This window comes from Acinetobacter sp. L-24, assembly GCF_056857555.1.
This window is the reverse complement of sequence record NZ_JBSXNI010000038.1, coordinates 112,335-123,907: the sequence shown is the minus strand read 5'-3', so window position 1 is coordinate 123,907 and position 11,573 is coordinate 112,335. Positions and strand designations below refer to the sequence as shown.

Below are 11,573 nucleotides of genomic sequence, written 5' to 3'. Positions count from 1 at the left end.
TTACGCAGAATAACTTTCAACTTTTGCCAGTGTTGATCTGTCAGCATGGTACGAGGCATAGCGAATAGTAAAATTGGGTTTGGCGATTTGATTTTACTACTTCGCTATTTTTTTAAGCTAAAAGTGTCAACACACCCTATTCAATACAAGATATTAGCGGGCTAAGCCACGATAAGCTGTTTCATCAAAACCGGCAATAAATCCTGTAGAGGTTGCCAAGATTGGACGTTTGATTAAACTGGTATGGGTGGTTAATGCATTAATTAAAGCATCTTCACTCGACAGGGCGGTCTGTTGCTCTTCTTCACTGAGCTTACGCCAGGTAGTGCCTTTCTTGTTCAGAAGCACGTCCTGACCCAAGGCATCCAGCCAGGTTTTGATGGTTTCAGCATCGATGCCCTGTTTTTTATAGTCATGAAATTCATAACTCAGACCTTGCTCCGTCAGCAGATCAAAGGCTTTTTTCATCGAACTACAATTTTTAATTCCGTAAATTTTTAACATAGCTGCCATCTAAAAAATTTAAATCATGAACTAGCTTAACCAAATTGGCAGCAGCAAACCATGCAAAAGCAAATGAAAAAAAAGAAAAAATTTTAAATACCAGAAAAGTCATGTCATCAAAATGACATCAAGCAGCTTTAATATGAGCAGCAAGAAAAAGAACAATCTAAATAATAAGAAAAATAAAAATTTGGGAATAATAGAAATAGAAAACCCGCATTTAATCATCCTGATCATGCGGGTCTCAATCCAACGTCCAATGTCACATCCATGCAAAACAAGCTAAATCTATAGTCTGTTTTATTTTCGTCCTACGGCGTCCTGTCCTTATGTTGTCGTCCTGACATGTCCTTGTGCCGTAGCGCTATAATGCTATGTTATTACATTAAGATAAACCCAAAAAATACGTCATGTCATGTAAGAGATAAGCCTTAATTGAGTGAACGTATGTTCACTCAATTAAATAATGAAGATTATAGTTTGTAGTCGATGATCACGGGGGCATGGTCGCTAAACCATTGTTCTTTATAGACCCAGGCATTAACGGTACGCTCTTTCCAGTCCGGAGAGCAGGCATGATAATCAATCCGCCAACCAACATTCTTGGCACGCGCCTGTCCACGGTTTGACCACCAGGAGTATAATTCGGCTTCTTCGCGGACTTCACGGAAAGTATCGACATAACCAAGCTCATCGTAGATATGATCTAGCCAGGCACGTTCGTGCGGTAAACAGCCCGAGGCTTTCTGGTTACCCGACCAGTTTTTAATATCGATACGTTTATGCACGATATTATAGTCACCGCAGACAATTACCGATTTATTTTCATCGCGCCACTGTTTCAGGATTTTTGCGTATTCTTCCAGAAAGTGATCTTTACGCGCTTGTGCTTCATCGCCTGATGAGCCGGAAGGTAGGTACAGGGAACAGATCTGTACGGTTTGTTCTAGACCCAAGTCAAATTCAGCGGCAATAAAACGGCCTTGTGAATCGGCCAGTTCAAAACCCAGGCCATCAGTTAAAGACACAAAAGGCAGACGGCTATAAATGGCCGTACCGGCATAACCCGGACGTTCGGCAGGAAACAGGTGCGTGTACCAGCCTTCAGGCTTGAATTTATCGGTCCACTGCGCATGCGTGATCCGGCTTTCCTGTATGCAAATCACGTCGGCATCCGACTGTTCCATCCATTCCAATAGACCTTTGGTGACAGATGAGCGTAAGCCGTTGACATTAATTGAAACGACGCGAAGAATTTTTTGATCACCTGGATAGCTACTCTTTGGTATCATGCGCAAGTCTTACCTTAATTAATGGATTTAGGAGCACCTCATGTCAACGCCAGCTCAGTTTAACCCGCAAGCTTTTATCGAACTCGCATTATCACGCGGTGTGCTTAAATTTGGTGAGTTTACTTTAAAATCGGGACGTGTGAGTCCCTATTTTTTTAATGCGGGTCTGTTGAATGATGGTGAAGCCTTGACACTGCTGGCTTCTGGCTATGCTGCAAAACTAACTGAATGTGACCATGTTGAAGTGATTTTTGGCCCTGCATATAAAGGTATTCCTTTTGTGGCAGCAACTGCTGTGGCTCTGTCGCAAAATCATGGGGTAAGTGTGCCATGGGGTTTTAACCGCAAGGAAGCCAAAGACCATGGCGAGGGTGGCGTATTGGTCGGTGCTTCTGTAGCAGGTAAAAAAGTCTGGATCATTGATGACGTAATTACCGCAGGCACAGCGATTCGTGAAGTCGTCACCATCCTGAAAAATGCCGGTGCCCAAATTGCCGGTGTACTCGTGGCGCTTGATCGTCAGGAAAAAGGTCAGGGTGATTTATCTGCGATTCAGGAAGTACAGCAAGAGCTTGAGATTCCTGTACATGCCTTAATTACCATGAAAGATTTAATGGATTATCTGGAAGCGAAAGGCGACCTAGAAGCTTTGGCAAAAATGGAAGATTATCGTGTTAAATACGGGATCTAAGCCTGGATTGGCATAGAAAAGGAAGCTTGAGCTTCCTTTTTTTATAGATACTCGATTTTCTAAGCATTTGAAATTTATTATCTCTGTCTATTCTTGTAAGCATTGGCTTACATGAATTCCAGCACTTTGCGGCTATTTTGAATAGTGGAAATTTCCTATGATGGCTTTAACAGGAACAGGACGTTCCACACAAGAATAACAATACATAAATACAAGGAAAGTAAGGTACGACAGGAGTTATACCAAGCGAACGCATACGGAAAACCCCTGGCAGGATGCCAGGGGTTTTTCATTTCTATTTCTTTATAGAGCAACGCTTACAACAGCAATGATTCAGAACATGATTCTTAAAAATTCACTGTTAATGAGCTAAATAGAGGAGTAGAAAACCTTTCACCAAAATTATGAATCTTCAGAGCTAAAAAAAGCACCTGAAGGTGCTTTTTCTTATTGCTGTGCTAAATTATAGCGCAACGATATTGATCGCATTTGGACCTTTTTGACCATCAACCACGCTAAAAGAAACGCGCTGACCTTCAAACAAAGTTTTGAAACCAGAACTGCTGATTTCTTTAAAGTGTGCAAAAACGTCAGGACCTGATTCTTGTTGAATAAAACCAAAACCTTTAGTTTCGTTAAACCATTTTACTGTACCGGTAACTGTAGTAGACATAATATAACCTGTTAAATTTTAATAATTTTAGTCATGCAAATGACTATGGATAACTTGGAAAAACAACAAGAATTGAAATAAAGATCTGAAAAAACTGAGGATTATAAATAATACTGCGGCACTTAAAGAAGCTTAACTAAACAACGCTTTTTTCTAGTTAAAGACAGCATAGCCTAAATCAGAAAATATTCAAGTTTTTTATATTTATTATTTATTTTTCTTATAAAAGTGGCTCAATTCTTCTTTTTTTAAAGAATTTCAACCTGGTTTGCTTGAGCTTTACCGGTCGCATTTGAGCTTTAACGAAGCTAAACAATAAATACACGTTGTGTTTACGTTACTTTATGTTAATCAGAATCGTTCAGTACTCAGCAAGATTTTACTAAGTCAGTGTATTTTATAACTTTGGGTAAATTAACATTTGTAGCTTTAAGATAGTTATCGTCATTGCTCATGTATAAAAATCCACCTATATTAAAATTCAATTGGAAAAATTAACTATAAGAATTTCTTAATTTTAATTTAAAACCAAATACGAGTGAGTCTCATGGATTACTGGAACAGTGTGTTACTTATATCCATCATCACCATGGTTGGACTGGCCATGATCATCCTGTTCGTCGGATGTAAAATGTGGAAGAACTTGGTGGTTACTTTACTGATTGCCACCTTGATTGGATTTCTGATTGTATTTGCGATCAATTTTATTTTTGGCGATCGTCTTCAATTTCTATGGGGTGCCCCTGAGACTGGTGATAGTAATTTTATGCTGGAAATGGGGCTGCTGAGCCTGTTAATTGGCGGTGTGAGTACCTTTATCATTATGTTAGGCACTTTGGTTGCTAAAAGTAACAGTGGAAATCAAGGCGATGAAGACTAGTTTTTCGCAAAATAACAAGTCTCTTAATGAGTGGGAAAGTGCAGAAAAGCATCGCATGTACAGTTCATAGGCTTAAAAAATCTTTCTCAGTCAAATGTATAGTGCCATAGCGCTACGGGACATGAATGGCGTTTCACATCCCGTAGCTGCATAATTTTCTGTATCAAAAATTTAGAACATCATTCTTAGACCTGCACCATAGATCCAGCCTTTTTCAGAATCAGAGCTTTGCTGCCAGGCTGTCTGTTTGTTGCCTTTACTATATTCATAACCCACTTCCAGATAAGGCATGAGCTTTTTGCTCAGTTCATAGCGTGTTTCCAGGCCCAAGGTGGCATGACTAAGGCCGGTTTTTTTCGCATTCGCTGCCTGATCATTCAGGATGACATCCAGTTCGACAAAGGACTGCATAATCAGTTTCTGCGTCAATAACAGGTCACGCTCTGTTTCCAGTTTTAATCCGACAAAGTCATCTTCACCAACATAGACATGAGCATCCGTTTCGAAAAAGTAGGGGGCCAGGCCATGTAGCCCAAATACTGCATCGAAGCGCTCGTTCTGCTGTTGTGTAGCAGGCTCGGCTAAATTTTCCTGTCGATAGCGCACCCCGGTCTGCACATCCCAAAAATCGGAAATATTTCGGCTATACAGCACTTTGGCATCATATTCGGCCTGATGCGATTCATGTTTGTCGGCTTCTAGCTTGAGGAAGATTTTATTTTCATCCGTGCCAATTCTGGCTTGGTTCTTGGACTTGAATGCCCCATTTCCCTCTGAACTATGCTGCCATTTCTGGTCCAGAATAATCTGGCTATAAATCTGTGCACCATGTTCTTTACGATGATCATGTTCGCTGGCAGAACTGACTGAATTTTGTGGTGTGCTCGGCGCATGCGGTTGATGTGATAACTTTGGTGGTGGTTGATAAGATGCAGCATCTACTGTTTCAGTATGCTGTGCGTGGTCATCAGTCATGTTTTGCATGGTATGATGTCCGCTATGATGCTGATGTTCATTATGACCCGTATGCTCGCTAGAAGCTGCCGCAAAAACACTCAGACTGCTTAGGGTAAGTGCACTGCTGAGCACTGACTTTACAAAAAGATTAGTGATGTGCATGGCTTTCTCCTTGAGCAGCTGCTGGTTTTGATGGCATTTTTTGTGAAGAAGGGTGAGATGCTTGATCATCATTCACATGCGCCACAATCAGCTTGTTCATCATGCCGGCACTCATGTGATAGAGCAGATGGCAGTGAATCGCCCATTCTCCCAGTTCATCTGCTGTGAGCAGGGTGGTCACCGTTTTCCCGGGCGGCACAATCACGGTGTGTTTATTTGGCATATTTGCAGCAGACTGACCATTTTCCAGCTGCATAAACATTCCATGCAAATGCATCGGATGGGCCATCATGCTGTCATTGATAAATTTCAGCCGGATCCGCTCGCCATATTTCACCTGAAGTGGCTCGGCATCACTGAATTTTTTACCATTCATGGTCCAGATATAGCGCTCCATAGTTCCACCCAGACGAATCACCAGTTCACGTTCTGCTGCGCGGGTATCAGGTTGCGGTGTCAGCGCTTTGAGGTCTTGATATTGCAAGGCTTTGTGCCCTGCAGGCGTAGACATATTAGCCCAGCCCTCAACCGGCTGTTGAGACTGATGGGTTTCGGAGATGGCACTATGACTGGCATGCATGGTGTGCTGGGCATGCTCATCATGCTTAGGCGTACCTGCTTTAGATTGTGTGGTCTGATTGCTATGTGCGTCATGTGACATATCATGTTGTTCGCCATGTCCCATATCTTCCATGGTCAATAAGGCACGAGGGCGCGGTGTTGGTAATTGAACCGGCGCTGCGGTTTTGCTTGAATCAGTTGCCTGATGCAGACTGCCAATGGCAAAGCCTGAGCGGTCGATCGATTCCGCTTCAATCTGGTAATGCGCTGCAGTGGGTTCCACAATCACATCATAGGTTTCAGCAGTTCCAATCCGGAATTCATCTACAGCGACCGGCTGCACAGCTTGTCCATCGGCGCTGACCACGGTCATTTTCAGCTGGGGAATACGCACATCGAAAAACGACATGGCTGAGGCATTGATGAAACGCAGGCGGACTTTTTTATTGGGCTGGAACTGGCCACTCCAGTTTTGTTGCGGCGTTTTTCCATTGACCAGAAAGGTATAACCGGTAACATCAGACAGGTCGGTTTTCAGCATGCGCATCTGGTTCCACATCTTGCGGTCTGTCCAGGTGGCCTTGAGGCCGTCACGTTTTACCTGCTTAAATACATCGCCAACGGTTTCGCGCTGGTTCTGATAATATTCGGCCGATTTTTTTAAATTGTTCTGAATCTGCTGGCTGCCCTGTTCGTGAAAATCCGACAGCATCACCACATAATCCCGCTCGGTTTGTTCATGTGGAGGTAGTAATGTCTGTGCTTTGGGGCGAATCACCAATGCGCCATAGAGGCCGTCCTGTTCCTGACCTTTGGAATGTGCGTGATACCAATAGGTGCCGTTTTGACGAACCTTGAAGCGATAAGTAAAAGACTGTTTCGGTTTGATCCCCTGAAAACCGTTAAATCCGGGGACACCATCCATCAGCCCGGGCAGGAGGAGGCCATGCCAGTGCAGCGAGGTATCCTGATTGTTCAGGTTGTTTTGTACATGAATGACTGCATCATCACCTTCTTCAAATTCCAGCAAGGGTGCAGGGAATTTTCCGTTTACAGTGATACGCTTGACCGTCTTTCCGGTGAGATTGATCGGGCTTTCATCAATGACCAGATGATATTCTTTTACGGCTGCAAACAAGGCAGACGACGAGATGAGACCGAAGCCCAGACACAGGCTTTGACTGATTTTAAGCGACATAACTTAATCCTTAATGAATAAAAAAATTTAAAAATTCAGGATCAAGCTTTGGGTGGGCGCAGGATTTCTTGCCAGTAACCAGCAAGGTGCTGGGCATGGTAAGCAGGGAGGAGGGTTTTTTCCGGATAACCGTGATCAGGCACGCTTAACTCGGGCGTTGTAATGGGCAGGCTGGTGACCAAGTTCTGGCAGGCCATAGTGCCACAATCCAGACAATCTGATGACTGCTGGGTGCTGTCACTGACACAATCCGGCTGAATCAGTTCCTGATCTTGATGATGATCAGTCTTATGCAGCGAGTGAGAAGCAGAGGGTTTTGTCATTTCCAGACAATGAGGATTCGTTTTTTCAGACGGCATAACCAGATGCATGGTGTTTGCAGATGCGACAGACACACTGCTCCAGCCTATGGCAAAAACCACAAGCATCACCAACCAGATCTGTTTGACGAGCCGTATGAGCAAAAGTACACCCTGAAAAAATACGCTGCATGTTTGAGCAATAAAAGCAGTAACTCAAATTAGCAAATTCTGGACAAGATTATTTTTTAGGTCACCTACATACTACTTTTTTCATAGGTTCAGGTTTCAGTTTCGCACTTTTCGCATTTTCTACAGTCTAGCAGCATCCCGAGTTTTTCTTTACGTCCTTGCTCGGTCATCACCCATGGGCGATTTTGCCAGGGCGGGGTATGCCGCACATGCTGGCCATGTCCGCAGGCCAGTTCTGCAACCCAATGCTGTTCCTCATCCAGGTGAAAACCGATAATGGCCTGTTGCATGGCATACCTCCCTTGAGCTCAAATTGCCTGAGCATCTATCTAAAAACCTATACAAAATAAGTCATGCAAAATCACCATAAACAAAAGAATCCACACAAGCTATACTCCTTGCCAAGTCATTTTTTGAAAAAGAGCAGAGACACATGCGCGTACTTGTTGTGATGGATCCCATTGAAAATGTAAACCTGAAGAAAGACTCGACCATGGCCATGCTGTGGGCAGCAGCACGTCGCGGGCATGAACTCGGTTATGCATTGCAGCAAGATTTATATATCGATCAGGGCAAGGCCTTTGGTCTGATCGCGCCGTTACAGGTATTTGAAGACTACGACCATTATTATGAACTTGGCGAAAAACAAAAAGAGTCGATCGCTGCTTATGACGTTGTCTTGATGCGTAAAGATCCGCCTTTTGATATGAACTTCGTCTATACCACTTATATTCTGGAGCAGGCAGAGCGCGAAGGGGCATGGATTATCAACAAGCCGCAAAGCCTGCGTGACTGTAATGAAAAACTGTTCGCGACCCAGTTCCCGCATCTGCAAGTTCCGACCTTGGTGACTTCGCAGCAAAGCCTGATTCGTGAATTTCTCAAAGAACAGGTCGATGTGATTGTAAAACCGCTGGATGGCATGGGCGGCACCGGGATTTTCCGCCTGTATCAGGATGGCATCAACATCGGTTCAACCATTGAAATGCTGACCAATAATGGTACCCAGCCGATCATGGCGCAGCGTTATATTCCGGAAATTGTCGAAGGCGATAAACGCATCCTGATGATTAATGGCGAGCCAGTGCCGTATTGTCTGGCCCGTATTCCGCAAAATGGTGAAGTGCGCGGTAATCTGGCCGCGGGTGGTCTGGGCGAGGCACGCCCCCTGACTGAAAATGACAAAGCCATTGCAGCAAAAGTAGGGCCGTATCTCAGAGAAAAAGGTCTGGTCTTTGTAGGGCTGGATGTGATCGGAAATTATGTTACTGAAATTAATGTAACCAGTCCAACCTGTATCCGTGAAATTGACACCCAGTTTGGCACCTCGATTGCAGATGATCTGTTTGCCGTGCTGGAAGCGGGGCAGGCCAATCAGGTTTAAAAGCAAAATCAGGTGAAAAAAGAGTCTGCTTGCAGGCTCTTTTTTATTTTTTCATTGGGGATAGCGCTTAAATAAAAATGCCGTCATTACCATGCCCAGCATCGAAAGGCAGACAGTGATAATGGCAAGATTGGCCCAGTATTGGGTGGCAGATATCAGCACAGCGCTCAGGGTCGGTATAAAAAACTGTGCGCAGGCTGAAATTTGTAAAACCAGACCCACACTGGCTGCTGCTGCATAGGCACGTGGTGCATAGTGCAGGGTAATCGCAAAAACAGTGGTTGGGATCATCCCGCCAATCAGTGAAAACAGCAAGGCACTGACAACCTGCAATTCAAATGAGAGCCAGGCATTTGCAGCAAACACCAGACCACTGCTGCAGAGCATTGCTACAAATCCGGTACTCAATAAGGTGGGCGGTCTATAACCCTGTTGCAGCAACATGCCTGCGCCAAAAGTGCCCCCCAGATTGGCCAGCACGACTATCGAGACCAGCATCCCTGCGCGTTTTAAGTCCAGCCCCTGTTCGACATACAGCGTAGGCAGGAAGCCCGTGACAGTAATCCATTGACTGGTATAACAGGCAAAAATAATCGCCAGACAGATAATGGGAGGATGGGTCAGGGTAATTTGAACAATCTGCCAGAATGAGGTGTTTTCCGTAGCTGGCTGAGAAGAGTCTGGCTGTGTTACCAAGACAGGTTCAATATTTAAATATTGTTTAATCATGCCAGCAATGACAAGGCACAGGCAGCCCAAAATGGCCCAGATCATTTGCCAGTCCAGATATTCAAGCAGGAGAGGAATCGTCAATACGGCCAGACTGACACCGATGCCCATATAGGAACTCCAGAGTCCCATCTTGAAATTCAGTGTCTCAGCGCGGCTGATCCGCTTTAAAATTGCTGGCGCACACAAGGAGATGGTTAAAAATCCGATTCCTTCCATAAAACGCAATACATATAAAGTGGCAGGTTGCGTAATCCAAAGCCCAGCAAGACTGCTCAGCCCTAAAATGATTAAGGTCATGATCAGGCAGCGCTTTAATCCCATTTTTTCCGAGAAGGCGCCAATGCATAGCGCAAACAGCATTCCGGCGGCCTGCACCAACGCTAATGAAAAACCAGCCTGGGTAAAACTCAGGTTTAAATCCTGTTGCAACACAGGAATCACGGCCGAAAGTTTGCCGACATGGATCGCAGCCAGATAACCGGCCAAGATAATCCATACATCACGACATGAGATTTTTGACATCTATCCGAACTGAGTCCATTTAAAGCATCTGCTTGTACATCAAGCATCATTCATATATAGATATGAATAGCATGAAACTTTTATAAAATTGATAGGATTTAAGCCTAAGATTATCGGCCAATGATAATAAGAGAGGAGGTGAACGGGAGAAAACGGAAGACCGCTGTAAATAAAGCGCTCTTCGTGGCAAAGTTATTGATAATATAATGAAAAGTGAGTTTAAAATTGGTATGATGCTTCACTTAAGTCTAAGGAAAAGTGCAGACCTTATAAATAAAACGAGTCTAAACTTGAAATTTGCGTGAAAAAAACAATTAAAGCCTTGTTGAAATAAAGTAAATAAACTTTCATGGCCTGAGGTTTGTGATTACAATTGATTACTTAAATCAGATTTCCTGCTCCATTTTTAGTATTGAAGAATTAAACCGTGACCGACGCTCAGCAAAAACAGCCTAAACATGTCATGATGATGGCCGCAGGTACAGGTGGACATGTGTTTCCAGCGTTAGCTGTTGCCAAAGACTTACAACAACAAGGTATACAGGTTTCCTGGTTGGCCACCCCTGCAGGCATGGAAAACCGTCTATTAAAAAACCAGAATATTCCCATTTATCAGATTGATATTCAGGGTGTGCGTGGCAACGGTTTTCTACGTAAGGCCTTGGCGCCTTTTAAAATCATGAAAGCCACCTTAAGTGCCATGAAATTCATGAAACAGCTTCAGGTCGATGCCGTGGCAGGCTTTGGCGGCTATGTGGCAGGCCCGGGTGGTTTGGCCGCACGTATCTTAGGCATTCCGGTGCTGATCCATGAACAGAATGCAGTTGCCGGTTTTACCAATACCCAATTGTCGCGTGTGGCAAAGATGGTGTGTCAGGCTTTTCCAAATACCTTTCCGGCCCAAGAAAAAGTCGTGACTACAGGTAATCCGGTACGACAAGAAATTAGCGAAATTTTAAATCCGTCCTGGCGTTATCAGGAGCGTGACAAGGCAGGACTGCCTTTACGTATTCTGATTGTTGGTGGGTCTTTGGGGGCGCAAGCCTTAAATGAACGTGTTCCAGAAGCTTTAAAGCAACTCAATGTGCCATTAAGCGTCTATCATCAGTGTGGGCAAAACCATGCCGAGTCGACCCGGGCACGTTATGAAAATGCACCAGCCAATCTGCAAGTAGAAGTACAGCCGTTTATTGAAGATATGGCCAAAGCCTATTCTGATGCCGATCTGGTGATTTGCCGTGCTGGCGCATTGACTGTAACTGAAATTGCCACTGCCGGGGTGGCTGCGATTTTTGTGCCGCTTCCAAGTGCGGTCGATGATCACCAGACGGCCAATGCCGGTTTCCTAGCCAATATCAATGCGGCAAAGATTTGTCCGCAGGCCACGATGACCCCGGAAAGTTTAAAAACATTATTAGAGCCGATGCTGAATCGCCAACTGTTAATGGAAATGGCCGTGAAAGCACGCCGACAGGCTCAACCCGATGCGACTCAACATGTGGTCCGTTTAATTCAAGAATTGTAAT

At 44.3% G+C, this 11,573-nt stretch carries 12 protein-coding genes; 4 read left to right on the top strand and 8 right to left on the bottom strand.

The features are described from left to right. Positions 1-153: 153 nt before the first annotated feature. Both AC13CK_RS06160 and AC13CK_RS06155 read right to left on the bottom strand, forming a co-directional pair. Positions 154-504 (bottom strand): Spx/MgsR family RNA polymerase-binding regulatory protein, encoded by a 351-nt coding sequence (locus AC13CK_RS06160; protein WP_425879971.1) that lies wholly within the window; start codon positions 502-504, stop codon positions 154-156. Between the two features lie 473 nt (positions 505-977). Further along, positions 978-1,796, bottom strand: coding sequence for an exodeoxyribonuclease III (locus AC13CK_RS06155; RefSeq protein WP_482831015.1), 819 nt, complete (start codon positions 1,794-1,796; stop codon positions 978-980). Positions 1,797-1,836: 40 nt separating this feature from the next. Here AC13CK_RS06155 and pyrE point away from each other — a divergent pair, with 40 nt between their 5' ends. Next, entirely contained in the window at positions 1,837-2,487 is a 651-nt protein-coding gene (pyrE, locus tag AC13CK_RS06150; protein WP_004281297.1) for an orotate phosphoribosyltransferase, read from the top strand. Between the two features lie 463 nt (positions 2,488-2,950). Here the strand turns inward: pyrE and AC13CK_RS06145 are convergent, their stop codons facing one another. After that, positions 2,951-3,160, bottom strand: coding sequence for a cold-shock protein (locus AC13CK_RS06145; protein WP_004281299.1), 210 nt, complete (start codon positions 3,158-3,160; stop codon positions 2,951-2,953). Between the two features lie 547 nt (positions 3,161-3,707). Between AC13CK_RS06145 and AC13CK_RS06140 the strand changes: the two genes are divergently transcribed. After that, positions 3,708-4,040 carry a hypothetical protein gene (locus tag AC13CK_RS06140; RefSeq protein WP_243474492.1) on the top strand — a complete coding sequence of 111 codons (333 nt, stop codon included), beginning with the start codon at positions 3,708-3,710 and terminating at the stop codon, positions 4,038-4,040. Positions 4,041-4,211: 171 nt separating this feature from the next. On the opposite strand, the gene AC13CK_RS06135 is transcribed toward AC13CK_RS06140, so the two are convergent. The 4 genes from AC13CK_RS06135 to AC13CK_RS06120 all read right to left on the bottom strand — a co-directional run bounded on the left by AC13CK_RS06135 (position 4,212) and on the right by AC13CK_RS06120 (position 7,699). Next, the gene (locus AC13CK_RS06135; protein ID WP_482831014.1) at positions 4,212-5,159 is read right to left on the bottom strand and encodes a copper resistance protein B; all 948 of its coding nucleotides are present in this window, start codon (positions 5,157-5,159) and stop codon (positions 4,212-4,214) included. Further along, positions 5,146-6,918 (bottom strand): copper resistance system multicopper oxidase, encoded by a 1,773-nt coding sequence (locus AC13CK_RS06130; protein ID WP_482831013.1) that lies wholly within the window; start codon positions 6,916-6,918, stop codon positions 5,146-5,148. The genes AC13CK_RS06135 and AC13CK_RS06130 overlap by 14 nt, the downstream gene beginning before the upstream one ends. A gap of 41 nt (positions 6,919-6,959) precedes the next feature. Beyond that, positions 6,960-7,382 carry a hypothetical protein gene (locus AC13CK_RS06125; protein WP_005267669.1) on the bottom strand — a complete coding sequence of 141 codons (423 nt, stop codon included), beginning with the start codon at positions 7,380-7,382 and terminating at the stop codon, positions 6,960-6,962. Between the two features lie 116 nt (positions 7,383-7,498). Beyond that, a complete protein-coding gene (locus AC13CK_RS06120; RefSeq protein ID WP_005250311.1) occupies positions 7,499-7,699 on the bottom strand; it encodes a DUF3565 domain-containing protein in 201 nt (66 codons plus the stop codon). A gap of 143 nt (positions 7,700-7,842) precedes the next feature. Here AC13CK_RS06120 and gshB point away from each other — a divergent pair, with 143 nt between their 5' ends. Beyond that, on the top strand, positions 7,843-8,793 hold the full coding sequence (gene gshB, locus AC13CK_RS06115) for a glutathione synthase (protein ID WP_005250312.1): 951 nt from the start codon (positions 7,843-7,845) through the stop codon (positions 8,791-8,793). A gap of 51 nt (positions 8,794-8,844) precedes the next feature. On the opposite strand, the gene AC13CK_RS06110 is transcribed toward gshB, so the two are convergent. Continuing rightward, complete coding sequence (locus tag AC13CK_RS06110; RefSeq protein ID WP_482831012.1) at positions 8,845-10,047, bottom strand: MFS transporter; 1,203 nt, start codon at positions 10,045-10,047, stop codon at positions 8,845-8,847. A 427-nt stretch (positions 10,048-10,474) separates the two neighbouring features. Here AC13CK_RS06110 and murG point away from each other — a divergent pair, with 427 nt between their 5' ends. Then, positions 10,475-11,572 carry an undecaprenyldiphospho-muramoylpentapeptide beta-N-acetylglucosaminyltransferase gene (gene murG, locus AC13CK_RS06105; RefSeq protein ID WP_482831011.1) on the top strand — a complete coding sequence of 366 codons (1,098 nt, stop codon included), beginning with the start codon at positions 10,475-10,477 and terminating at the stop codon, positions 11,570-11,572. Position 11,573 lies beyond the last annotated feature (1 nt).